Source organism: Nonomuraea angiospora (assembly GCF_014873145.1).
Lineage (GTDB): Bacteria > Actinomycetota > Actinomycetes > Streptosporangiales > Streptosporangiaceae > Nonomuraea > Nonomuraea angiospora.
On sequence record NZ_JADBEK010000001.1, the window covers coordinates 9,639,547 to 9,663,309 of the forward strand.

26 protein-coding genes are annotated in these 23,763 nt (G+C 69.0%); 25 read left to right on the forward strand and 1 reads right to left on the reverse strand.

Annotated features, from left to right (window positions below; translation table 11 throughout):
• Positions 1–201 precede the first annotated feature (201 nt).
• From rho to H4W80_RS44555, 22 genes are all read left to right on the forward strand, one after another.
• Positions 202–2,262: a transcription termination factor Rho gene (rho, locus tag H4W80_RS44450; RefSeq protein WP_192790559.1), complete on the forward strand. Its 2,061-nt coding sequence runs from the start codon at positions 202–204 to the stop codon at positions 2,260–2,262.
• Between the two features lie 157 nt (positions 2,263–2,419).
• The gene (locus H4W80_RS44455) at positions 2,420–2,560 is read left to right on the forward strand and encodes a hypothetical protein (RefSeq protein ID WP_192790560.1); all 141 of its coding nucleotides are present in this window, start codon (positions 2,420–2,422) and stop codon (positions 2,558–2,560) included.
• 45 nt (positions 2,561–2,605) lie between these two features.
• Complete coding sequence (locus H4W80_RS44460; protein ID WP_192794455.1) at positions 2,606–2,869, forward strand: hypothetical protein; 264 nt, start codon at positions 2,606–2,608, stop codon at positions 2,867–2,869.
• Positions 2,870–2,937: 68 nt separating this feature from the next.
• Positions 2,938–3,156, forward strand: coding sequence for a 50S ribosomal protein L31 (gene rpmE, locus H4W80_RS44465; RefSeq protein ID WP_106248153.1), 219 nt, complete (start codon positions 2,938–2,940; stop codon positions 3,154–3,156).
• Between the two features lie 80 nt (positions 3,157–3,236).
• Positions 3,237–4,289 (forward strand): peptide chain release factor 1, encoded by a 1,053-nt coding sequence (gene prfA / locus H4W80_RS44470; protein WP_192790561.1) that lies wholly within the window; start codon positions 3,237–3,239, stop codon positions 4,287–4,289.
• Positions 4,286–5,140, forward strand: coding sequence for a peptide chain release factor N(5)-glutamine methyltransferase (gene prmC, locus H4W80_RS44475; protein ID WP_192790562.1), 855 nt, complete (start codon positions 4,286–4,288; stop codon positions 5,138–5,140). Before prfA ends, prmC begins: the two co-directional genes overlap by 4 nt.
• A gap of 28 nt (positions 5,141–5,168) precedes the next feature.
• Positions 5,169–5,816 carry an L-threonylcarbamoyladenylate synthase gene (locus H4W80_RS44480; RefSeq protein WP_192790563.1) on the forward strand — a complete coding sequence of 216 codons (648 nt, stop codon included), beginning with the start codon at positions 5,169–5,171 and terminating at the stop codon, positions 5,814–5,816.
• 163 nt (positions 5,817–5,979) lie between these two features.
• Positions 5,980–7,944, forward strand: coding sequence for a hypothetical protein (locus tag H4W80_RS44485; protein WP_192790564.1), 1,965 nt, complete (start codon positions 5,980–5,982; stop codon positions 7,942–7,944).
• Positions 7,944–8,318: a hypothetical protein gene (locus tag H4W80_RS44490; protein WP_192790565.1), complete on the forward strand. Its 375-nt coding sequence runs from the start codon at positions 7,944–7,946 to the stop codon at positions 8,316–8,318. Before H4W80_RS44485 ends, H4W80_RS44490 begins: the two co-directional genes overlap by 1 nt.
• 530 nt (positions 8,319–8,848) lie before the next feature.
• Positions 8,849–10,114: a serine hydroxymethyltransferase gene (locus H4W80_RS44495; protein ID WP_192790566.1), complete on the forward strand. Its 1,266-nt coding sequence runs from the start codon at positions 8,849–8,851 to the stop codon at positions 10,112–10,114.
• Positions 10,115–10,171: 57 nt separating this feature from the next.
• Positions 10,172–11,452 carry a glycosyltransferase family 4 protein gene (locus tag H4W80_RS44500; protein ID WP_192790567.1) on the forward strand — a complete coding sequence of 427 codons (1,281 nt, stop codon included), beginning with the start codon at positions 10,172–10,174 and terminating at the stop codon, positions 11,450–11,452.
• A 130-nt stretch (positions 11,453–11,582) separates the two neighbouring features.
• A complete protein-coding gene (locus H4W80_RS44505) occupies positions 11,583–12,005 on the forward strand; it encodes a Cg1360 family ATP-synthase-associated protein (protein WP_192790568.1) in 423 nt (140 codons plus the stop codon).
• 67 nt (positions 12,006–12,072) lie between these two features.
• Positions 12,073–12,288, forward strand: a complete 216-nt coding sequence (locus H4W80_RS44510) for an AtpZ/AtpI family protein (RefSeq protein ID WP_225963995.1) — start codon at positions 12,073–12,075, stop codon at positions 12,286–12,288.
• Positions 12,289–12,361: 73 nt separating this feature from the next.
• Positions 12,362–13,162: a F0F1 ATP synthase subunit A gene (atpB, locus tag H4W80_RS44515; RefSeq protein ID WP_192790569.1), complete on the forward strand. Its 801-nt coding sequence runs from the start codon at positions 12,362–12,364 to the stop codon at positions 13,160–13,162.
• A 71-nt stretch (positions 13,163–13,233) separates the two neighbouring features.
• Positions 13,234–13,464, forward strand: a complete 231-nt coding sequence (gene atpE, locus H4W80_RS44520) for an ATP synthase F0 subunit C (protein WP_185071369.1) — start codon at positions 13,234–13,236, stop codon at positions 13,462–13,464.
• A gap of 34 nt (positions 13,465–13,498) precedes the next feature.
• Positions 13,499–14,047 carry a F0F1 ATP synthase subunit B gene (locus tag H4W80_RS44525; RefSeq protein ID WP_192790570.1) on the forward strand — a complete coding sequence of 183 codons (549 nt, stop codon included), beginning with the start codon at positions 13,499–13,501 and terminating at the stop codon, positions 14,045–14,047.
• Positions 14,047–14,856 carry a F0F1 ATP synthase subunit delta gene (locus H4W80_RS44530; protein WP_192790571.1) on the forward strand — a complete coding sequence of 270 codons (810 nt, stop codon included), beginning with the start codon at positions 14,047–14,049 and terminating at the stop codon, positions 14,854–14,856. Before H4W80_RS44525 ends, H4W80_RS44530 begins: the two co-directional genes overlap by 1 nt.
• A gap of 23 nt (positions 14,857–14,879) precedes the next feature.
• The gene (gene atpA / locus H4W80_RS44535) at positions 14,880–16,529 is read left to right on the forward strand and encodes a F0F1 ATP synthase subunit alpha (protein WP_192790572.1); all 1,650 of its coding nucleotides are present in this window, start codon (positions 14,880–14,882) and stop codon (positions 16,527–16,529) included.
• A gap of 3 nt (positions 16,530–16,532) precedes the next feature.
• Positions 16,533–17,435, forward strand: coding sequence for a F0F1 ATP synthase subunit gamma (locus H4W80_RS44540; RefSeq protein ID WP_192790573.1), 903 nt, complete (start codon positions 16,533–16,535; stop codon positions 17,433–17,435).
• 1 nt (position 17,436) lies between these two features.
• A complete protein-coding gene (atpD, locus tag H4W80_RS44545; RefSeq protein ID WP_192790574.1) occupies positions 17,437–18,885 on the forward strand; it encodes a F0F1 ATP synthase subunit beta in 1,449 nt (482 codons plus the stop codon).
• Between the two features lie 101 nt (positions 18,886–18,986).
• Complete coding sequence (locus tag H4W80_RS44550) at positions 18,987–19,388, forward strand: F0F1 ATP synthase subunit epsilon (protein WP_043616272.1); 402 nt, start codon at positions 18,987–18,989, stop codon at positions 19,386–19,388.
• Positions 19,389–19,420: 32 nt separating this feature from the next.
• Positions 19,421–19,789 carry a DUF2550 domain-containing protein gene (locus H4W80_RS44555; RefSeq protein ID WP_225963996.1) on the forward strand — a complete coding sequence of 123 codons (369 nt, stop codon included), beginning with the start codon at positions 19,421–19,423 and terminating at the stop codon, positions 19,787–19,789.
• A 19-nt stretch (positions 19,790–19,808) separates the two neighbouring features.
• Here the strand turns inward: H4W80_RS44555 and H4W80_RS44560 are convergent, their stop codons facing one another.
• On the reverse strand, positions 19,809–20,399 hold the full coding sequence (locus H4W80_RS44560; protein WP_192790576.1) for a cob(I)yrinic acid a,c-diamide adenosyltransferase: 591 nt from the start codon (positions 20,397–20,399) through the stop codon (positions 19,809–19,811).
• A 143-nt stretch (positions 20,400–20,542) separates the two neighbouring features.
• Between H4W80_RS44560 and H4W80_RS44565 the strand changes: the two genes are divergently transcribed.
• From H4W80_RS44565 to H4W80_RS44575, 3 genes are read left to right on the forward strand one after another with little or no spacing between them, the layout of a single operon-like run.
• On the forward strand, positions 20,543–21,439 hold the full coding sequence (locus tag H4W80_RS44565) for an ABC transporter ATP-binding protein (RefSeq protein ID WP_192790577.1): 897 nt from the start codon (positions 20,543–20,545) through the stop codon (positions 21,437–21,439).
• Positions 21,436–22,545 (forward strand): ABC transporter permease, encoded by a 1,110-nt coding sequence (locus H4W80_RS44570; protein WP_192790578.1) that lies wholly within the window; start codon positions 21,436–21,438, stop codon positions 22,543–22,545. Before H4W80_RS44565 ends, H4W80_RS44570 begins: the two co-directional genes overlap by 4 nt.
• Positions 22,546–23,712 (forward strand): sensor histidine kinase, encoded by a 1,167-nt coding sequence (locus tag H4W80_RS44575; protein ID WP_192790579.1) that lies wholly within the window; start codon positions 22,546–22,548, stop codon positions 23,710–23,712.
• Positions 23,713–23,763 lie beyond the last annotated feature (51 nt).

The following is a 23,763-nucleotide window of genomic DNA, read 5'->3' on the forward strand; positions in this document are numbered from 1 at the left end:
AGCAATCTGGGGGGTGTCAGCCACGCGCCACGGCCATGTGGCCGCTTGGACGAGCCCCTCCCCAAGAGTGGCGGCCGTCCACAGCGACAGCCGAAGATCGCAGAGTGCACCCCGACCCGGTCTGTCCCGCCGGATCGCAAGCACCTCCGGGACGCCCGGCAGAACGAAACCGGCGCCCGACCCCTGGGAAGGACCTTTTAGTTGAGCGACACCACCGAACTCCTCTCCGACGCATCAGGCGCTGAGCCGGCGTCCGGCGACACCCCCACCCGCGCACCGGCGAAGACCACCCGTGCGCGTCGCTCCGGCACCGGCCTGTCCGCCAAGGTGCTGCCCGAGCTGCAGAAGATGGCAGCGGAGCTGGGCATCAGCGGGACCGGGCGCATGCGGAAGAGCCAGCTCATCGCGGCCATCCAGGAGAAGCAGGGTGGCGGTCCCGGCGAGGCCGCACCGGCTCCCGCCCCGGCCGCCGAGGCGCCCGCCGTCGCGGCTGACGCCGCCCCGGCCGCGGAGCGGCCCACCCGTACGCGCAGGGAACGTTCCCGCGCCAAGACCGCCGACGAGCCCGCGGCCCAGCCCGTCGCGCAGCCGGCGGAGCCCGTCGCCGCGGCCCCCGAGCCCGTCGCGGCCGCCGCGCCGGCCGAGCCGGTCGTGGAGCCGCAGGCCCAGGCCGTGGAGAGCGGCCAGAGCGAGACGCGCGCCGAGCGCGGCGAGAGCCGTCGCGAGCGCCGCAGCCGCGGTGAGCGCCGCGAGCGGGGAGACCGCTCCGGCAGTGACCGCGGGGAGGGCGGCCGTGCCGAGAGCAGCCGTGACGGCGGGCGTGACAGCCGTGACAGCCGCGACGGCGGTCGTGACAGTGGCCGTGACGGCCGCGACGGCGGTCGTGACAGTGGCCGTGACAGTGGCCGTGACCTCGGTCGTGACGGTGGCCGTGGCGAGCAGCGCGAGCGCGCCGCCGACGCGGGCCGGAGCGACCAGCGCGGTGACCAGCGCGGTGACCAGCGCGGCGGCGGCATGGACGACGACGAGCGCGGCGGGCGCGGTCGCCGGGGCCGCTTCAGGGAGCGCAACCGCGGTCGCGGCCGTGACCGCTTCGAGGGCAGCGAGCCCGTCATCGGCGACGACGACGTGCTCATCCCGATCGCCGGCATCCTCGACATCCTCGACAACTACGCGTTCGTCAGGACCAGCGGCTACCTGCCGGGCAGCAACGACGTCTACGTCTCGCTCGCCCAGATCCGCCGCAACGGCCTGCGCAAGGGCGACGTCATCACCGGCGCCGTCCGGCAGCCCCGCGACGGCGAGCGGCGCGAGAAGTTCAACGCCCTGGTCCGCCTCGACACCGTCAACGGCATGGACCCGGACCAGGCCCGCAACCGGCCTGACTTCAACAAGCTGACGCCGCTCTACCCGCAGGAGCGCCTGCGCCTCGAGACCGAGCCGAACATCCTCACCACGCGGATCATCGACCTCGTCTCGCCGATCGGCAAGGGCCAGCGCGGCCTCATCGTCTCGCCGCCCAAGGCCGGTAAGACGATGGTGCTGCAGTCCATCGCCAACGCGATCACCCGCAACAACCCCGAGTGCCACCTGATGGTCGTGCTCGTGGACGAGCGGCCTGAAGAGGTCACCGACATGCAGCGGTCGGTCAAGGGCGAGGTCATCCACTCGACCTTCGACCGTCCGGCCGAAGACCACACCACGGTCGCCGAGCTCGCCATCGAGCGGGCCAAGCGCCTGGTGGAGCTGGGCCACGACGTGGTCGTCCTGCTCGACTCGATCACCCGCCTCGGCCGCGCCTACAACCTGGCGGCCCCGGCGTCCGGGCGCATCCTGTCGGGTGGTGTCGACTCCACGGCGCTCTACCCGCCCAAGCGCTTCTTCGGCGCCGCGCGCAACATCGAGAACGGCGGCTCGCTGACGATCCTCGCCACGGCCCTGGTCGAGACCGGGTCCAAGATGGACGAGGTCATCTTCGAGGAGTTCAAGGGCACCGGCAACGCCGAGCTCAAGCTCAACCGCTCCCTGGCCGACAAGCGGATCTTCCCCGCGGTGGACGTGGACGCGTCCGGCACGCGTAAGGAAGAGATCCTCATGGGCAAGGACGAGCTCCAGATCGTCTGGAAGCTGCGCCGGGTGCTGCACGCGCTCGACATGCAGCAGGCGCTTGAACTGCTCCTGGAGAAGATGAAGGAGACCAAGTCCAACGCGGAGTTCCTCCTGCAGGTCCAGAAGACCACGGTGAGCAACGACCGCGACTAGCGGCTTCCTGAGAGGGGCGGCATGGGGGTTCGTCCCCGTGCCGCCCTTTTCGCGCCCGGGGGGCGACCGGGATCGGCTGGTTCGTCGCCGTGCTCACGTCCCTCACGCTGACCGTCGTCTGGGTGGTCGTGCCGCTGATGATGGCCACGGTGCTGATGTGGCGCGGCGGGCGATGCCGCTGACGCCCGGCCTGGTCGGGACCGCCGTGTCGGTCGTCCTGTGGTTCACGGCGGTGATGCTGATCATCCAGCCCGTCCTGATGTCGCTGTGGGCGGCGGCGGGCGTCTACACGAGCTGACCATCGACAGCAGGCCGGGGGCCGTCGTCGCCGTGGTCTTCGGGGATGCTGGTGTTCGTGCTCGCGGCCTACCTCGTACGCGGGATGGCCTGGTTGCACGGGACGTCTCCGTCGAGCTGCTGCGACGCCCGGCCGGCCGTCACGGAAGGCGCCGTGGAGAAGCACATTTCCGGTATCTTCCCCAAGCTGGCCCTGGGGCCTGCGCCCGAGGATCACCGCCGTGTGCCGGCCGTGCTCACCGATCTGGGCCGCCGACGGGAATGCGCGATGGCCTGGGATGGTTGGACGATCTGGCACACTGGTAGCTGACCATTTAGCGGTTCCGGTTCACGCCGTGCGTGAAGGCGACCCGGCGGCCGCACCCCGAAAGGACAGCGATGAAGCGCGACATCCACCCTGACTACAACGTGACGCAGGTGAGCTGCTCCTGCGGCAACACGTTCACCACCCGTAGCACCGCCAAGAACGGCGTCATCCACGCCGACGTCTGCTCTGCCTGCCACCCGTTCTACACCGGCAAGCAGAAGATCCTCGACACCGGCGGCCGGGTGGCCCGCTTCGAGAAGCGCTTCGGCAAGAAGGCCACGGGCAAGTAGCTTCACCGACGCCGGCCCGGACGCACGCCCGTGCGCTGGGCCGGCGTTACTGGTGTAAGCCCCAAGACTAAGGACACACGGTGAACCTCGACGAGTTGCTCAAGGAGTATTCCGAGCTGGAGCTGCAGCTCGCCGATCCCGCCGTGCACGCCGACCAGAACAAGGCCCGCACCCTCGGCAGGCGTTACTCGCAGCTCACGCCGATCGTCACGACGTACCGCGAGCTCGACTCGACGCGCGACGACCTGACCGCCGCCAAGGAGCTGGCCGGTGAGGACGAGGCGTTCGCGGCCGAGGCGGCCGAGCTGGAGGAGCGCATCCCGCACCTCGAGGAGAAGCTCAGGCACCTGCTCATCCCGCGCGATCCCAACGATGACAAGGACATCATCATGGAGATCAAGGCGGGCGAGGGCGGCGAGGAGTCCGCGCTGTTCGCGGGCGACCTGCTGCGGATGTACCTGAGATACGCCGAACGGCTCGGCTGGAAGACCGAGGTCATCGACAGCCAGCCCTCCGACCTGGGCGGCTACAAAGACGTCACGGTCGGCATCAAGGCCAAGGGCGACGAGGGCGTGTGGTCCAGGCTCAAGTACGAAGGCGGCGTCCACCGCGTGCAGCGGGTGCCCGTCACCGAGTCGCAGGGCCGCATCCACACCAGCGCCGCGGGCGTGCTCGTCTACCCCGAGGCCGAGGACGTCGACGTCCAGATCGACCCCAACGACCTGCGCATCGACGTCTACCGCTCCAGCGGCCCCGGCGGCCAGAGCGTCAACACCACCGACTCGGCGGTCCGCATCACCCACCTGCCCACCGGCGTGGTCGTCTCGTGCCAGAACGAGAAGAGCCAGCTCCAGAACAAGGAGTCGGCCCTGCGCATCCTGCGCGCCCGGCTGCTGGCCATCGCGCAGGAGCAGGCCGAGGCCGCCGCGCAGGCCGAGCGCAAGTCGCAAGTCCGCACGGTCGACCGCTCCGAGCGCGTACGCACCTACAACTTCCCGGAGAACCGCATCTCCGACCACCGGGTCGGCTTCAAGGCGTATAACCTCGACCAGGTTCTCGACGGTGAGCTCAACGCCGTCACCCAGGCCCTCATCGACGCCGAAATGGCGGAGAAGCTCGCACAACACTCATGACATTTCTGCTGGACGAGATCGCCCTCGCCACCGCCCGGCTGGCCGAGGCAGGTGTTCCCTCACCGCGCACCGACGCTGAGGAGATCGCGGCGTTCGTCCACGGCGTGCGCAGGAGCGAGCTCCACACGGTCAAGGACTCCGACTTCGACGCGCTGTTCTGGGAGGGCGTGGCCAGGCGCGAGGCCCGCGAGCCGCTGCAGCACATCACCGGCCACGCCTACTTCCGCTACCTCGAACTGTCGGTCGGCCCCGGCGTCTTCGTGCCGCGGCCCGAGACCGAGGTGGTGGCGGGCTGGGCCATCGAGACGCTGCGCGCGATGGACGTGACCGCCCCGCTCGTCGTCGATCTCGGCACCGGCTCGGGCGCGATCGCGCTGTCGATCGCCCAGGAGGTGGCCTTGGCCGAGGTCCACGCCGTGGAGGTCGACCCCGGGGCGTACACGTGGGCCAAGCGCAACATCTCCGAGCTCGGCCAGGGCCGCACCCACCTGCACCCCGAAGACCTGGCCGAGGCGCTGCCCGAGCTCAACGGCAAGGTCGACCTGGTCATCTCCAACCCGCCCTACATCCCGCCCGGCGCGATCCCGCGCGACCCCGAGGTGCGCGACTACGATCCCACCAGGGCGCTGTACGGCTCCGGCGAGGACGGGCTCGGCGAGGTGCGCGCGGTCGAGCGCACGGCCCGCCGCCTGCTGCGGCCCGGCGGCTGGGTGGTCGTCGAGCACGCCGACCAGCAGGGCAGGGCGGCCTATCTGACGTTCCCCGAGGACAACGGCTGGCGCGACGTGCGCCTTCGCCAGGACCTCACCAGGAGGGACCGCTTCGTCACGGCCCGGCTGGGCCAGGACTAGGATCCATGCGAGCGAGGTGACAGGACCGATGGCCAGACGCTTTGACTGCTCCGACCTGGAGCAGCGGACCGTGGGCGTGATGGAGGCCGCCGCCGCGGTGCGGCGGGGCGAGCTCGTGGTGCTGCCGACAGACACCGTCTACGGCATCGGCGCCGACGCGTTCACGCCGGCGGCGGTCACGGCACTGCTCGACGCCAAGGGCCGGGGCCGCGAGATGCCGCCGCCCGTGCTCGTGGGCACCGTCAGAGCCGCCACAGCGCTCATAGAGGACCTCGGGCCGTACGGGCAGGACCTGATAGACGCCTTCTGGCCCGGGCCGCTCACGCTCGTCTGCAAGGCCAACAGGGCCCTTTCCTGGGACCTGGGGGAGACCAAGGGCACGGTGGCGGTCCGCATGCCGCTCCACCCGGTCGCGCTCGACCTGCTCAAGGAGACCGGCCCCATGGCCGTCTCCAGCGCCAACCGCTCCGGCGCCCCCGCCGCCACCACGGCGGAGGAGGCCCAGGAGCAGCTCGGCGACTCGGTCGAGGTCTATCTCGACGGCGGCAAGACCACCGACGACACGCCCTCCACCATCCTCGACCTCACCACCGCCGTGCCCCGGTTGCTGCGGCGCGGGGCCATCCCGGTGGAGAAGCTGCGGGGCATCATCGGCTACGTCGCCACCGACGCCTGACCGAAGCCCGCCGAAGCGCAGACCCTGTCCTCGAGGACGGCCCTTCGCCGCGTCGGCGGGCAGGAAAGAAACCAGGTATACCGTCTGCTTATCCCGGCTGCGATCGCGCTCCGGCCGACATTACGGTGAGGCCCGGAGCGGCGATTACGTCCGGGAGTGGCCCATGGGCAAGTACGACGGCATGGATCCCAAGCTGGTCCGTGACCTGCTGACCGAGGTGAAACACGCGGCCACGCAGATGCGTACGGTCGAGGACCAGGTCAGGGCCGCCATGCACCGCGCCGGGCTGTCCACCCAGACCACCCACCGCCCGGTACAGGTCGCGGAGTCCGTCGACGCGATGGTCAAGGACGTCAACGTCCGGCTCGGGGTGCTGGAGAAGCGCGTCGAACCGCCTCGGATGGGGGCGGGGGCTACTGAGGACGACGATCCCAAGCAGGTGCGAGGGGATCGGGACAAGTACGACAACCCCCGGGCCGACGAGCCACCGTCGAAGGGCGACGACACGAAGCCGGATTCCGACGGCAAGACCGGCGCTGATGGGAAGTCGGACTCGGACGGTAAGACGGGTGCTGATGGGAAGTCGGACTCGGACGGTAAGACGGGTGCTGATGGGAAGTCGGACTCGGACGGTAAGACGGGTGCTGACGGGAAGTCGGACTCCGACGGTAAGACGGGCGCTGATGGGAAGTCGGACTCCGACGGTAAGACGGGCGCTGACGGTAAGACGGGCGCTGACGGGAAGGCTGACGGTAAGACGGGCGCTGACGGGAAGTCGGACTCCGATGCCGATGGGAAGAGCTGCGATGGTGCCAAGGACACCGGGACCGGCCAGGACACCGGAAGCGATGGCAAGACCGGTGATCAGCCCGTTGACCAGCCCAAGGACGACGATGTGGGCAGCAGGCGCGATCACGGCGCCGAGTCGGACGGCGGTGCGGTCAACACCCCCGCCAAGGACCAGCAGGACCCGACCAAGCCGCACATCGTTGAAGTGGACGGCGTAAAGGTCCTCCAGATACCCATCGACCCGCCAACGGCCGAGCAACTGGAAAACATCCTCGATAACGCCGACAAGGTGCAACCGGCGGAAATGCCGAAGGTTCCCGCCGACAGCACCACCGCCGCGAACGTCAACGCCTGGGCGAACGACGGCAGCGACGTGGTCTCCGCCGACACCACTCCGCCCAACCTGGACGCGCTGAAGACGGTGGTGGGACACCACCGGGAGATCCCGCCGCTGGACATGCCGGGATTAGCGGACACTTCTGGTTACGACACCACCCCCACGGGCACTACCGCCACGGACACCACCCCCACGGACACCACCCCCAGGGGCGCCGCCACCACCGCAGACGGCACCGCTTCCACCGCAGGCACGAACGACGCCTGCGCCTCCAACGGCACGGACACCACGCCGGGCGCCAAGGACACGACGCCGGACCAGCCCTCAGGCGGTGACTCAGGCCAGCGGACGGGCGGTGACCAGCCAACGGGTGACCGAGGGACCGGCGACCAAGGCCGAGGAACGGGCGACCAGGGAACCTACGGCCAAGGCGGCCAGGGCGATCAGGGGACCCGCGATCAGGGTGGCCAAGGGGTGGGCGACCAGCGAGGCCATGGGGCAGGCGCAGGGGATCAGGGCGGCCAGGGCACCCGCGATCAGGGCGGTCAAGGGGCCGGTGACCAGCGAGGCCACGGCGCAGGGGGCCATGGTGGTCAGGGTGGTCAAGGGGTGGGGGAGCAGGGCGGCCAGGGGAGAGGCGATGGTGCGGCGACCGGTGATCAGGGGACGCGGGGTCAAGGGGCGCCCGTTGCCATTCCGCCGACCAACCCCTCGGTCCAGGTGCAGATCGCATACGGGACGGAAGCCGCCTATCCCACCGGATCCGACATCAACGCCTGGGCGAACGACGGCAGCGACGTCGTCTCCGTGAACGCCTCTCCACCCAGCCTGGACGCCCTCCGGATGGTCGTGGAGCACCACCGCGAGATCCAGCCTCTCGACATGCCCTCAGTAGAGGTTCCGCCCGGGGAGTACGGCAAGGGCGAGTGGGCGCCCCGGGACATCCGGCCTGACGGCCCGCCCGGCGACATCGATCCCGGTACGCCGGAAAGGAGCGCGTGATGTACGTCGACCCGCCGGCGCCCAGGCCCAGAGAGCGTGACGAGACCCCTCCGGCCGCCCCCTCAGGGCCCCTGGACAGCCCTCAGAGGGCCTGGGAGTTCAACCCTGACTACCAGCGCCTCGTACTGGCCTGGAACACCGTCCTGCCCCAGCTGGAGACGCTCAGGATGGCACTCGACAAGGCGTACAGCCTGGCCAAGAGCCCTCAGACGTGGGATGCCCCGGTGGGCGAGCGCTATGTCCAGGACATCCGCGAATGGCGCACCAGGCTGGCCGTCTATCGCCACTCCGTGCTGACCGCCATCAGCGACGAGGCGGCGGACACGCCCAGGTGGATCCCCACGACAGCCAACGCGCCACATGCGTTCCAGTAGCCCGGCTGAGGTCCTTTGAGGGAAGGCGCCAAGAGGTCCGTTTGAGGCGGCAGTGGAGAAGGTCACTTCTGGCGCAGCAGCGCGAATCCGCCTGCTGGGGGACCGGTGGGAAAAGTGTGGCTTGGGGGAAATGGCGGGACGACGTCGTTTCAGAGGCGGGCGGCCTCAGCAGCGTGGCCTGAGGGGAGTGGCCGGATGGCGCGAGCTGAGGGAGGCGGTTGAGGCAGCGGCCTGACGGCGCAGGCTGGGGGAGGTGCTTGAGGCGGCGGTCTGACGGCGCAGGCTGGGGAGGCGCTTGAGGCAGTGGGCTGATGGCACGCGCTGGCAGCGGCGGTTGAGGCACCGGCTTGAGGGAGTGGCTTCGGCGGCGGCTCGGAGGGCGCCGGTGGGGAGTGGGGGACGGTGCCCCGTTGACGTAGGCGGGGAGGGGCTGGTTGAGGGGAGGCGGGGAGGCGGCTGGTTGAGGGGGCGGTGAGCATGGGGAGGGGGTGTGGCTGGGAGAAACGGACATCAGGTCGTACAGTGGGGAAATGGGTGGGGAACCCTACTACGGTCCCGACTTCGGGTCGCTGCAGAGGCAGGACCCGGAGGTCGCACAGGTGCTGCTCGACGAGCTGGAGCGGGTGCGCGGCGGGATCCAGCTGATCGCGAGCGAGAACTTCACCTCGCCCGCCGTCCTGGCCGCCCTCGGTTCCACCCTCACCAACAAGTACGCCGAGGGCTACCCCGGACGGCGCTACTACGGCGGCTGCGAGGTGGTGGACCGGGCCGAGCGGCTGGCGATCGAGCGGGCGCGAAAGTTGTTCGGGGCCGAGCACGCCAACGTGCAGCCCCACTCCGGCGCCTCCGCGAACCTGGCGGCCTACGCCGCGCTCCTGCAACCCGGCGACACCATGCTGGCCATGGCGCTGGCGCACGGCGGCCATCTCACCCACGGCTCCAAGGTGAATTTCTCGGGAAGATGGTTCGACGTCGTGTCGTACGGCGTGCGACGCGACACCGAACTCATCGACTACGACGAAGTCCGGGATCTGGCCCTGCGGCATCAGCCGAAGCTCATCGTGTGCGGCGCCACGGCGTACCCCAGGCTGATCGATTTCGCCGTTTTCCGCGGCATCGCGGACGAGGTGGGCGCGTGGCTGATGGCCGACGTGGCGCACCCGATCGGGCTGATGGCCGGCGGCGCGATCCCGTCGGCGGTGCCGTACGCGGACGTGGTGACATTCACCACTCACAAGGCGCTGCGCGGGCCGCGCGGCGGGGCCATCCTGTGCACGGAGGAGCTGGCCGGGAAGATCGACCGGGCGGTGTTCCCGTTCATCCAGGGCGGGCCGCTGATGCACGTGGTGGCGGCCAAGGCGGTGGCGTTCGCGGAGGCGATGCGCCCCGAGTTCGCCGATTACACCAGGCAGGTGGTCGCGAACGCGCAGGCGCTGACGGAGGCGCTGGCCGGGCAGGGGATGCGGCCCGTGTCGGGCGGTACGGACACCCATCTGGCGCTGATCGACCTGCGGGATCTCAACGTGTCGGGCGCCGAGGCCGAGCGCAGGTGCGCGGCGGCCGGCATCACGCTCAACCGGAACGTGATCCCGTACGATCCCGAGCCCCCGTCGATCACGTCGGGGATCCGCGTCGGCACGCCGTGCGTGACGACGCAGGGCATGGGGCCCCAGGAATTGAAGGAGGTCGGGACGCTGGTGACCCGGGCGGTGCGACATCCGGCCGGTGCTGCGGAGGTCCGGGAGAGAGTTTCGGCGCTCCTGGCCATCCATCAGCCATATCTCAGCGAATATTAAGCTGGTCTGTGTCGTTTTCCGGTCCCAGTGGGCCGGAGGATCCGGGAAACTAGGTCCGTGCGCGAATACCTGTTCATGGCGCTCATCGCCGCGGCGGTGACCTATCTGCTGGTCCCGCTGGTGCGCCGCTTCGCCATTCGCATCGGCGCCATGCCGGAGATTCGCGATCGCGACGTGCACACCACGCCGACGCCCAGGCTGGGCGGCCTGGCCATGTACGGCGGGCTGGTCGTGGGCCTGCTGCTGGCCGGCCAGCTGACGCATTCGGGCGAGGCCCTGGCCGGCACGGGCGCCAATCCGGTGCCCGCGCTGATCATCGCGGGCGGGCTCATCACGTTCACCGGCTTCCTCGACGACTGGTGGGGCATGGACGCCCTCATCAAGCTCGCCGGCCAGATCGCGGCCGCCGGGGTGCTGGTCTTCTTCGACATGCGGCTGACCTCGATCCCGCTCCCCGAGAGCTGGGGCGGCTCGACCAGCCTCGACTACACGCTCAGCACGATCATCACCATCCTGGTCGTGGTCGTGACGATCAACGCGGTCAACTTCGTCGACGGGCTCGACGGCCTGGCCGCCGGGATCGTGTGCATCGCGGGCATGGCCACCTGGGCCTACTCGATCATCATCAGCCAGGACATCACCGGCAGCAACATCACCGCGACGGCCGCCATCGCCGCCGTCCTCATCGGCGCCTGCCTGGGCTTCCTGCCGCACAACTTCCACCCGGCGAAGATCTTCATGGGCGACACGGGCGCCATGCTGATCGGGCTCGTGCTCGCATCCTCCATCGTCACGGTGACGCCGGTGGACACCTCCGCCATCGTGGAGATGAACAAATTCCCCGTGCTGCTGCCGCTGCTCGTCCCCGCGGCGGTGCTGGTGCTGCCGCTCATCGACCTGATCACCGCCGTCGTGCGGCGCACGTCGCAGGGCCTGTCGCCGTTCGCGCCCGACCGCGGTCACCTGCACCACCGGCTGATGGACATCGGCCACTCGCACCGGCGTTCGGTGCTCATCATGTACGCCTGGACGTTCCTGTTCTCGTTCGGCATCGTCGGAATGTCCAGGGTCGGCGTGCCCGTCCTGCTCTTCCCCGCGGTCATCGTGCTCGCCCTGGCCGTCCTGGTGCTGATGGCCCTGCCACGCTGGCGGGGCAGGGGCGGGGCGCACGCGGCGCCGCGCGACGACAACCCCGACGACGACGGGCCGCCCACCGGGCCGATGCCGCCGATCCTGCCCCAAGATCCGCAGGTCAGGAGACAGGCGCCGCCTTCGGACGGCGCCCGCGCGAGCGCCGATGGCAAACCGGTCATTCCCGCCTTTCCGAGCCGTTCTTGATCGCGAACTAGAAACGGCAGGTAAAAGCGGTCTTCCGTGAGCTTGTGATATCTTTCACGAGCAGGGACTCCAGACCTACCGGTTCTGGAGGTAGCAAACGCTCGCTTGATAATTTATTGATGGAGCACCGATGCAGGCCAACGACGTGCGCGTACTCAAGAGCGCCGCGATTCCGACCTTCGCGGTTGGGGTGGTCGCCGTGGCTGTGTCGCTCCTGACGATTGGCGGCAAGGGAGCGCTGGGCGCCGCGATCGGCACCTTGCTCGTCGGGGTTTTCTTCAGCATCAGCGTGGTGGCGGTGTCCTATGCCGCGCGGGTCTCCCCCCAGATGATGGCGATCGCGGCGATGGTCAGCTACCTCGTCAAAGTCGTCGCCATCATGGTCGTGCTGGCCTCGTTCCGCGACACCACGGTCTGGAACACCCAGGCCTTCGCCTGGACCGTCGTGGTCTGCACCCTTGTCTGGACCGGCTTCGAAGTGCGTGCCTTCATGAAGACCAAGATCCTCTACGTCGACCCCGAAGCCGGGGTCCCCCGGAAGGGCGATTCATGACGGCAGGTAAAACGGGCGGGGTCCGATATGACTAGTCCTCTACTTGCCTGCTATCGTCAAGGCCGCGATGAGCGCACAGGAACGCCGACCCGAAGAGGACGGTCGCGACTTCGCCGACGCCATGTGGTCAGTCCCGAGCTACTTGATCGCCGGGATGGCTTTCTATGGAGGCGCCGGCTGGTTGCTGGACCGGTGGTTGGACATGTCCGCGTTCTTCCCCATAGGCATCGTCCTGGGGCTGGTGCTCGGTGGCTACCTGGCATACCGGAAGTTCGGTCGCTAGCCCGTACGGCAGTAGATCGCTTCGCTGAGGAAAACCCTTGTGATCCACACTACGACGTTGAAGGGAACGCCGCGTGATTGCGCTGACGGTCCTCGCTCCTCCTGAAGACCAGTTCCGGGCCCCATCGCCTGACGAGCTGTTCAACTCCTTTACCCCGATCATTCCCGGGGTCGACTGGTTCACCAAGCCGGTTCTCCTCGCCATCCTCAGTGCGGTCCTGGTGATCGGCTTCTGCTGGGCGGGCTTCGCCAATCCCAAGATCGTCCCCAAGGGTCTGCAGAACGTCGCCGAGTACGGCTACATGTTCGTCCGCGACCAGGTCGCCCGGCCCTTCCTGGGCAAGGACGCCGACCGGTGGATGGGCCTGCTGCTGACGCTGTTCTTCCTGGTCCTCGTCTGGAACCTCATGGGCGTCGTCCCGGTGCTGCAGTTCCCGGTGGCCTCGCACATCGCCTTCCCGGCCGTCCTCGCGGGCTCGATCTACGTGCTCAAGGTCTACCTCGGCATGAAGCACCAGGGCCCGATCGGCTACTTCAAGAACATGATGTTCCCGCCGGGACTGCCCAAGCCGATCTACCTGCTGCTCTCGCCGATCGAGTTCCTGTCGAACCTGATCATCGCGCCGTTCACGCACGCGGTCCGACTCTTCGCGAACATGTTCGCCGGTCACATGCTGCTGGCGTTCTTCAGCATGGTCGGCTTCTGGTTCCTGTTCGAGAAGCTGACGCCGCTCGGCGCCGGGGTGGGCGTGATCGGCGTGGTGATGACCATCATCTTCACGGCCTTCGAGATGTTCATCCAGTTCCTGCAGGCATTCCTCTTCGCGATGCTGGCCTCGATGTACATCGGCAACGCGCTGCACCCAGATCACTGAGATCCACGTACCGGAATATCCATGACCGGTGAGACTCCGCTTCACCGGCCGTCCAGTAAAGGAATACAGCAATGAGCGTTCTCGCTGAGGTCTCCGGCAACGTCACCGCCATCGGTTACGGTCTCGCCGCCATCGGCCCCGGCATCGGCGTCGGCATCATCTTCGGTCAGGGCGTGCAGGCCATCGCGCGCCAGCCCGAGGCTTACGGCCTGATCCGCCAGAACATGCTCCTCGGCTTCGTCCTCACCGAGGCCCTCGCCCTGCTCGGTCTGGTCGCGCCGTTCATCTTCCAGGCCCTCTAAGACCAGAAGAATTCCCTGACGAAAGGCTGCAACCATGACTAAGGCAGCTACGCTCCTCGCGGCGGAGGAAGGCGCTAACCCGCTCCTTCCGCACACTTTCGAGCTCGTCGTCGGTATCTTCTCGTTCCTCGTCGTCCTCGTTGTCGTCGGCAAGATCCTCGTCCCGCGCATTCAGAAGACGCTGGCCGAGCGGACCGACGCCATCGAGGGTGGCATCAAGAGGGCCGAGGAGGCCCAGGCCGAGGCGCAGGCCCTGCAGCAGCAGTACCGCGACCAACTGGCCGAGGCCAGGCACGAGGCGGCCCGGCTGCGCGAGGAGGCTCGCGAGCAGGCCGCGCAGATCAAGGTCGAGCTCCGCGAGGAGGCGCAGGCCGAGGCCCGCCGCCTCGTCGAGGCGGCGCACGCGCAGATCGAGGCGGACCGCCAGGCGGCCTTCGCCCAGCTCCGCACCGAGATCGGCCGTCTGTCGACCGAGCTGGCCGGCCGCATCGTCGGCGAGTCCCTCGAGGACGAGGTCCGCCAGAGCCGCATCGTCGACCGGTTCCTCGACGAGCTCGAGTCCACGCCGCAGGCGGTGCGCTAATGAGAGGTCTGAGCAGGACGTCGCTGGCAGAGGTCGAAGAGCGGTTCAACGCGGTCGCCGGTAGTGCCGACCTCGGTGCGCTCTCCGACGAGCTGTTCGCGATCGCGGATCTGCTCGACCGCGAACACGGCCTGCGCCGGGCGCTGTCCGACCCGGCCAGGCCGGGCGAGCAGAAGGCGGCCACCGTGCGCGCGCTGCTCGCGGGCAAGGTCAGCGAGGCCGCGATCGCCACGACCGAGGCCGCGGTCTCGGTCCGGTGGTCGCGGGCCGGTGACCTGGCCGACGCGATCGAGCGGCTCGGCGTCGTCGCCGCGGCCGCGGAGGCGGAGAGCCAGTCCAGGCTCGACGACGTGGAGGACGAGCTCTTCCGCTTCGGCCGCATCGTCGCCGCCAACCCCGACCTGCGTCGCGCGCTCGCCGACCAGGCCGCTCCGGAGGCGGGCAAGGAGCAGCTGCTCGGCGACCTGATCGGCCGGAAGGTCGCGCCGACCAGCCTGCGCCTGCTCAAGCAGGTCGCAGTGCATCCGCGTGGGCGTAGCCTGGAGTCGGGCCTGGAGGAGTTCATCCAGCTCGTGGCCCAGCAGCGCCAGCGCCTCGTGGCGGTGGTGCGTAGCGCGGTCGAGCTGACCGAGGCGCAGAAGCAGCGCCTCACGGCGTGGTTGAGCGCCTCCTACGGCCGTGACGTGCACCTGAACGTCGAGGTGGACAAGCGAGTGCTCGGTGGGTTCTCGGTCCGCATCGGCGACGAGATCATCGACACCACCATTGTGGGACGAATCGAAGAAGTCCGCCGCCGGTTGGCCGGCTAGGCGAATAGGGAGACAGAGTAGAGATGGCGGAGCTTACGATCCGGCCGGACGAGATCCGGGACGCGCTTGAGCGCTTCGTCCAGGCGTACGAACCGGAAGGCGCCGCGCGCGAGGAGATCGGGACCGTCGTCGACGCCGGCGACGGCATTGCCCATGTCTCCGGCCTTCCCTCGGCGATGGCGAACGAACTGCTCGAGTTCGAGGACGGCACGCGCGGCCTGGCGCTTAACCTCGACACCCGCGAGATCGGTGTCGTTGTCCTGGGCGACTTCAGCAAGATCGAGGAAGGCCAGACGGTCCGCCGGACGGGCGAGGTCCTGTCCGTGCCCGTCGGCGACAACTTCCTCGGCCGCGTGGTCGACCCCCTGGGCATCCCGCTCGACGGCAAGGGAGCCATCGAGGCCGAGGCCGTTCGCGCCCTCGAGCTTCAGGCGCCCACCGTCGTCCAGCGGCAGCCCGTGAAGGAGTCGCTGGCGACCGGCATCAAGGCGATCGACGCCATGACCGCGATCGGCCGTGGCCAGCGCCAGCTGATCATCGGTGACCGTGGCACCGGCAAGACCGCGATCGCCGTCGACACCATCCTCAACCAGCGCGAAAACTGGGCCTCCGGTGACCCCACCAAGCAGGTCCGGTGCGTCTACGTCGCGGTCGGCCAGAAGGGCTCGACCATCGCGCAGGTGCGCGCCCGGCTGGAGGAGGCCGGCGCGATGGAGTACACCACCATCGTCGCCGCTCCGGCCTCCGACCCCGCTGGTTACAAGTACATCGCGCCCTACGCCGGCTCGGCGATCGGTCAGCACTGGATGTACCAGGGCAAGCACGTCCTGATCGTCTTCGACGACCTGACCAAGCAGGCGGACGCGTACCGCGCCGTCTCGCTGCTGCTGCGCCGCCCGCCGGGCCGTGAGGCCTTCCCCGGCGACGTCTTCTACCTCCACTCTCGTCTGCTGGAGCGCTGCGCCAAGCTCTCCGACGACATGGGCGGCGGCTCCATGACCGGCCTGCCGGTCATCGAGACCAAGGGCAACGACGTCTCGGCGTTCATCCCGACCAACGTCATCTCCATCACCGACGGCCAGGTCTTCCTCGAGACCGACCTGTTCAACGCCGGTGTGCGGCCCGCCATCAACGTCGGCGTCTCGGTGTCCCGAGTCGGTGGCTCCGCGCAGGCCAAGGCCATGCGCAAGGTCGCGGGCACGCTGCGTCTGTCGCTGTCGCAGTACCGTGACCTGGAGGCCTTCGCGGCCTTCGCCTCCGACCTGGACGCCGCGTCCAAGGCTCAGCTGGAGCGCGGTCAGCGGCTGGTCGAGCTGCTCAAGCAGCCCCAGTACAGCCCGTTCTCGCTGGAGCGCGAGGTGGCCTCGATCTGGGCGGGCACCACGGGCGAGCTGGACGACGTGCCGATCGAGGACGTCCGTCGCTTCGAGCAGGAGTTCCTGGACTACATCCAGGCCTCCCACAAGGGCATCTTCGACACCATCCGTGAGACCAGGGACCTGTCCGACGACACGGTGACCGCTCTGAAGGACGCTGTGACGGACTTCAAGAAGGGGTTCACCACCTCTTCGGGCGAGCTGCTGGTCAAGGACGAGCCGGTGGCGCCGCTGGGCGCCGAAGAGGTCGGCCAGGAGAAGATCAAGAAGGTCGTCCGTCCGGCGGAGAAGAAGTAGGACATGGGTGCCCAGCTAAGGCTGCTGCGGCGGCGGATCAGCTCGGTCAAGTCGACCGCGAAGATCACGCGCGCCCAGGAGCTCATCGCCTCCTCGCGGATCGTGAAGGCGCAGCTGCGGATGCAGGCGGCGCTGCCGTACGAGCGTGAGATCACTCGCGCCGTCACCGGCGTCGTCAGCAACGCGGCCAGCGTCGACCATCCGCTGACCGTGGCGAAGGAGAACCCCACCAAGGCGGGCGTCCTCATCGTCACCAGCGACAGCGGGTTCTGCGGCGGCTTCAACGCCAACGTGCTGCGCGAGGCCGAGGCCCTGCGCGGGCTGCTGGAGACCCGCGGTCTGACCGTGGTCCCGTTCGTCACCGGGCGCAAGGGTGTCACCTGGCACTCCTTCCGCGGCCGTGACATGGGCGGCCAGTGGGTCGGCTTCTCCAGGAACCCGGCCTACGCCGACGCCAAGGAGATCGCGCAGACGCTGATCGACTCGTTCAAGGACGAGAACGGGATCGACGAGATCCACATCGTCTCGACCGAGTTCGTCTCGATGCTGACCCAGAACGTCGTGGTCAAGCGCGTTCTGCCGCTGGAGGTCGAGGAGACCGAGGCGACGGAGACGACCGCGATCCCGCCGTACTTCGAATTCGAGCCGACCGCTGCCGACGTGCTGGAGTCGCTCCTGCCACGTTACGTGGAGTCGCGCATCTTCACGGCGCTGCTGCAGTCCGCGGCCTCCGAGGAGGCCGCGCGGCGGCGCGCGATGAAGTCCGCGACAGACAACGCCAACGAGCTGATGCGGGTGCTCACCCAGCAGATGAACCAGGCTCGCCAGGCCGAGATCACCCAGGAAATCAGCGAGATCGTCGGTGGCGCCAACGCGCTCGCTGACGCCGCAGCGGGGAAAGAGTGAAATGACTGCAGAGGCTGTTGAAACTGTAGAGGCCGCGGCGGCCGGCACAGGCCGCGTGGCACGTGTCACCGGCGCCGTCGTCGACGTGGAGTTCCCCGTCGAGGCGATGCCCGACATCTATAACGCGCTCAAGGTCGAGGTGACCCTCGGCGAGGAGACCAAGACCCTGACCCTGGAGGTCGCCCAGCACCTGGGTGACAACCTGGTCCGGACCATCTCGATGCAGCCCACCGACGGCCTGGTCCGTGGCCAGGCGGTCCAGGACACGGGCGCCCCGATCTCGGTGCCGGTCGGCGACGTCGTCAAGGGCCACGTGTGGAACGCGCTGGGCGAGACGCTCGACGTGCCGACCGCGTCGCTCAAGATCGAGGAGCGGTGGGGCATCCACCGTCCGTCGCCGCCGTTCGACCAGCTCGAGTCCCGCACCGAGCTGCTCGTCACGGGCATCAAGGTCATCGACCTGCTCACCCCGTACGTGCAGGGTGGGAAGATCGGTCTGTTCGGTGGCGCCGGCGTGGGCAAGACCGTTCTGATCCAGGAGATGATCCGCCGCGTCGCCCGTAACTTCGGCGGCACCTCGTGCTTCGCCGGTGTCGGCGAGCGCACCCGTGAGGGCAACGACCTCTGGCTGGAGATGGAGGAGGCGGACGTCCTCAAGGACACCGCGCTCGTCTTCGGTCAGATGGACGAGCCGCCGGGCACCCGTCTGCGGGTCGCCCTGTCGGCGCTGACCATGGCGGAGTACTTCCGCGACGTGCAGAAGCAGGACGTGCTGCTCTTCATCGACAACATCTTCCGCTTCACGCAGGCCGGTTCCGAGGTCTCCACCCTGCTCGGCCGTATGCCGTCCGCCGTGGGTTACCAGCCCACGCTGGCCGACGAGATGGGTGTGCTCCAGGAGCGCATCACCTCGACGCGCGGTCACTCGATCACCTCCATGCAGGCGATCTACGTGCCCGCGGACGACATCACCGACCCGGCCCCGCACAACGCGTTCGCGCACCTCGACGCGCAGACCGTTCTCTCGCGGCCGATCTCGGAGAAGGGCATCTACCCCGCGGTGGACCCGCTCGACTCCACCTCCCGGATCCTCGACCCGCAGATCGTGGGCGAGGAGCACTACCGGGTGGCCCAGGAGACCAAGCGGATCCTGCAGAAGTACCGCGAGCTCCAGGACATCATCGCGATCCTCGGTATCGACGAGCTGTCCGAGGAGGACAAGGTCACCGTCCAGCGGGCCCGCCGCATCGAGCGCTTCCTGTCGCACCCGATGTACGCGGCCGAGGCCTTCACCGGCCAGCCGGGCGAGACCGTTCCGCTGGACGAGACCATCGCCTCCTTCAAGGGCCTGTGCGCGGGTGAGTACGACCACCTGCCCGAGCAGGCGTTCTTCATGGTCGGTGGCATCGAGCAGGCCGTGGCCAAGGCCAAGGAACTCGAGCGTAGTTAATCGCCCTGCAGCGGGTCGTCTTCGGCGGCCCGCTGCACCTACGGTGGTGCTTTGGGGTATGAACGGGGCACCACCACCAGATCGGAAAGGAACCTACACAGGTGGCGAAGCTACGCGTAGGGGTTGTCTCACCCGAGCGTGAGATCTGGTCGGGCGAGGCCGACATGGTGATTGCCAAGACCGTGGACGGCGAGATCGGTATTATGCCGCAACACGCACCTGTGCTCGGCGTCCTTGTCGAGGGCGGCGTGCTTCGCGTGAAGCGGGAGGGCGAAGGCGACCTCGTGGCGGCCGTGCACGGCGGATTCATCTCCGTGGCCGACGACGAGGTGTCGGTGCTCGCCGAGGTGGCCGAGCTCGGTTCCGAGGTCGACGTCGCGGCTGCCCGTGACGCTCTCGATCGGGCCCAGGCCTCGATCGAGGCCAACCAGGAAGACGCCGACGCGGCGATCGAGGCCAAGCGTGCCAGGGCCCGGCTCCGCGCGGCGGGCGAAGAGGTTTAAAGATCCAGGCTTTTGGGGGCGGCATGGCTACGATGGTTCTGATTCTCGTATTGTTTGCCGCCCTCATCGTCCTGCGCGGGATCACGCTGGCCCGTTCCAGAGGCAACGTGCCCTGTCGGCTGCGGGTCGGCGACCGGGGCTGGCAGAGCGGGGTAGCCCGCTACGCCGACGGGGAGCTCCACTGGATCCCGCTCCTGGGTGTGCGACTGAGGCCGCGCCACGCGATCGCGAGGCGCGGCCTCGTCGTTTCCGCCCGTCGTGAGATCGACGGCGGGCTCTACGCGGTCGACTGCGGCGGCACCACCCGCGGGATCTCGCTCGCGATGAGCGCCGACGCTATGACGGGCTTCCTCGCGTGGCTGGAGTCCGCTCCGCCCAGCGCCTACCTGGACGTCGCCTAGCCCCTTCCACCGGAAGGGCTCAGCGGGTGCCGCCGGGCTTCCAGAGGATCTCCTCGCCCGCGTGCGCGACCCGGCAGGCGATGAAGAGCAGGTCCGACAGGCGGTTGAGGTATTTGGCGGTCAGCGCGTTCATGTCGTCGTGCGCCTGCAGGGCCGCCCACGTCGAGCGCTCGGCCCTGCGGACGGTGACCCTGGCCACGTGGAGCGCGGCCGTCGCGGGGTCGCCGCCGGGCAGCACGAAGCTGCGCAGGGGCTTGAGGTCGGCGTTGAACCGGTCGCACTGCTCTTCCAGCCAGTCGATGTACGACTGCTCGACCCGCAGCGGCGGGAACTCCGGCTCCTCCACCACCGGCGTGGCCAGGTCCGCCCCCACGTCGAACAGCTCGTTCTGGACGCGGGCGAGCACCTCGACGAGGTCCGCGGGCAGCGTGCGGAACGAGAGCGCGAGCCCCAGGTGGGCGTTGGCCTCCTCCACGTCGGCATAGGCGGCCAGCCGCGGATCGGTCTTGGACGCCCGGCTCATGTCGCTCAGCGCGGTGGTGCCGTCGTCGCCGGCCCGGGTGTAGATGCGGGAGAGAACGACCGGCTTGTCCTTGTCGGCGCGCGTCATGGCTTCGAGAGTACTGGCACCTCGGTTAATGACAAATGTCATCCGGAAGGGACGCGGGATCCATGTCGGGCCGGTGATTTACGCGACTAGCAGGGCTAATGCCTTCAAAGCCACGATTTACCCATGACGAAGGAGATGACCTGATGCTCGAGATCAGCGAGCTGCGCAAGCGCTTCGCGGGCGGCCCGGACGCCCCCGGTGGGAAGGTCGCCCTGGACGGCATCAGCTTCGCCGTACGGCCTGGCGAGATGTTCGGGTTCGTGGGCGCGAACGGCGCCGGCAAGACCACGACCATGCGCATCGTGATGGGCGTGCTTCAGGCCGACTCGGGCTCGGTCAGCTGGCAGGGCCGGCCGCTCGGCTCCGACGACCGGCGGCGCTTCGGCTACATGCCGGAGGAGCGGGGGCTCTACCAGAAGATGCGGGTCGCCGAGCAGATCGAGTATTTCGGCCGGCTGCACGGTCTGAGCGTGGCGGCCGCGAAGCAGGCCACCGACGACCTGCTGGAGCGGCTGGGGCTGACCGAGCGCAGGGGCGACGCGGTGCAGACGCTCTCGCTGGGCAACCAGCAGCGCGTGCAGCTCGCGGTGGCGCTGGTGCACGACCCCGAGGTGCTGGTGCTGGACGAGCCGTTCTCCGGGCTGGACCCGATCGCGGTGGACGCGCTGGCCACGGCGCTGCAGGAGCGCTGCCGGGGCGGCGTGCCGGTGATCTTCTCCAGCCACCAGCTGGAGCTGGTCGAGCGGCTGTGCGACTCGGTGGGCATCGTCTCGGCAGGTCGCATGGTGGCCACCGGCACGGTGTCCGGACTGCGGTCGGCAGAGAGCGACACGTTGCGCGTGGTCGTCCGCGACCCGGCCCCCGGCTGGGCGGACGGCCTGCCGGGCACGGTCACGGTGAACGGCGACAGGCACGTCCTGCACACCGCGGGCGGCGATGACCAGGAGATCCTGCGCCGCGCGATGAAGGCGGGGCACGTCGAGCACTTCGGGGTCGAGCAGCCGACCCTCACCGAGATCTTCAAGGAGGCCGTGGCGTGAACGGACTGATGCTGGTCGCCCGGCGGGAGATCACCACGCAGGTGCGGACCAAGGCGTTCGCGATCGGCCTGCTCATCACGGCCGTGCTGGTGGCGGCGGTCACCTTCGCACCCAAGATCCTCGGCGGGCCGGACGAGTACACGCTCGGTACCGTCAACTCCCAGCAACTGCCGCTGAAGGCCGCCGCGCCGGACACGGAGGTCGAGTGGCGCAGCTTCCCCGACGAGGCCGCCGCCAAGAAGGCCGTGCTCGACGGGGACGTGGACGCGGTGCTGGTCGACGGGACCCGGGTCCTCACGGACGGCGAGATCGACAGCCGGCTCGGCGTGCTCCTGCAGAGCGTCAACCGTGAGGTGAAGCTGGGCGCCGCGGGCATGGCGATCCCGCCGCTGAAGGTGGAGTCCGTGGGCGCCGACACCCGCTACGAGGCCGCCCGCGCCGGGATCGCCGTGGTCCTCGTCCTCGTGCTCTTCATGCTGCTCATGGGTCAGGTCATGATGGTGGCCATGGGCGTGGTGGAGGAGAAGGGCAGCAGGATCGTGGAGATCCTGCTCTCCACGATCCGGCCGTGGCAGCTGCTCGGCGGCAAGATCATCGGGCTGGGCGTGCTCGGCCTGATCAACCTGGTCACGATCCTGGCCGTCGGCCTGGCCGCGTCCGCGGTCTCCGGGATCGCCGCCGACTTCCCGCCCGGGCTGCCGGGGCTGGTGGCGGGCGTGCTGGTGTGGTTCGTGCTCGGGTACGCCTTCTTCGCCACGCTGGCGGCCGCCCTGGCCTCGCTGGTCTCGCGCCAGGAGGAGGTGAGCAGCGTGATGACGCCGCTCACCATGGTCATCATGGTCACGTACTTCGTGGCCTTCTACGCCACCAATGACCCGACGGGCACGCTTTCCACGGTCCTGTCGTACGTGCCGCCGTTCTCCGCCATGATCATGCCGGTGCGGATGGCGGCGACCGAGGTGCCGATGTGGCAGGTCGGGCTGTCGATGGGGGCCATGGCGCTGGCCGTGCTCGCGGTCCTGAGCTTCGGCGCCAAGATCTACGAGCGGGCCGTGCTCCGGACGGGGGCCCGGCTCAAGCTCGCCGACGTGCTGCGCGCGGGCTAGATGGACGCGATCAAGCGGGCGCGGCGCCTGACCTGGAAAGTGCTCCTCTCGAACTTCGTCGCGGTGTGGCTGCTGGTCATCATGGCCTCGGTGGTCGCCTTCGGGGAGGGGAGGCTCCAGTGGTGGCGTGCCGCGCCCGCTCTGATCGCGCTGATCTGTTTCACCTGGCTCTGCCCGCGCATCATCAACGCGGCGCTGGATCGCCGCTACCCCACCCGGGAGGTGGTGCTGGCGGGGGGCCTCGCGGTGGTCGCGGCGGCGCTGGGCGGGGGCGAGCCGTTCGGCTGGGGTTTCGTGCTCGTCTGCTGGCTGGGCCTGGCCACGCTCCAGGTCCCCAGGCGCACGGTCTACCTGATGGCCGTGGGCACGTGGGCGGTGGGCGTCGGGATCGGCGTGCCGGCCGTGGCGCTCGGGGTGGCCAGCTTGGGCTCGGGAATGAGCGTCGGTGAGGCGCTGGTCTTGTACATGATCACGTACGCCGTCTGGTGCGTGATCATGCCGCCGTCCAACCGGATGTGGATGTGGATCTGGTCGCTCGCCGTACAGGCTCATGAGGGCCGCGAGGCGCACACGCGGCTGGCGCTGGCCGAGGAGCGGCTGCGCTTCGCCAGGGACCTGCACGACCTGGTCGGCCACCAGCTGTCCGCCATCGCCGTCAAGACCGAGCTGGCCGTACGGCTGTCGGACGTGGACGCCGACGCGTCCAAGGCCGAGATGGCCGAGGTCAACGCGCTGACCAGGAAGGCGCTCAGAGAGCTGCGGCAGGCCGTGCGCGGCTACCGCGAGCTCGACCTGGCCGCCGAGCTGAACAGCGTGAAAGGCGTGCTCGAAGCGGCCGGGATCCGCTGCGAGGTGCACCTGCCCTACCGGGAGCTGCCCGACGGAGTGGCGCCGGTGTTCGCCTACGCGGTTCGCGAGGCGGTGACCAACGTCCTCAAGCACAGCACGGCGACGTTCTGCGACATCTCGATCCGCTTCACGGCGCAGGAGGCGGAGCTGAGCGTCCGCAACGACGGGGTGCGGCGGCGGCGGGCCGCCGACCTCGGCAGCGGGCTGGCGGGCATGGGGGAGCGCCTGGCCGCCGTGGGCGGCAAGCTGAGCGCCCATCCGACGGAAGACGGAGAGTTCATCCTGAACGCGGTCGTGTCACTTCCGCTGGGTGGGTAGGGGATAGGGCACGGGTTCACCTCCATGGACGCTCCGCGTGCGGAGGTGACT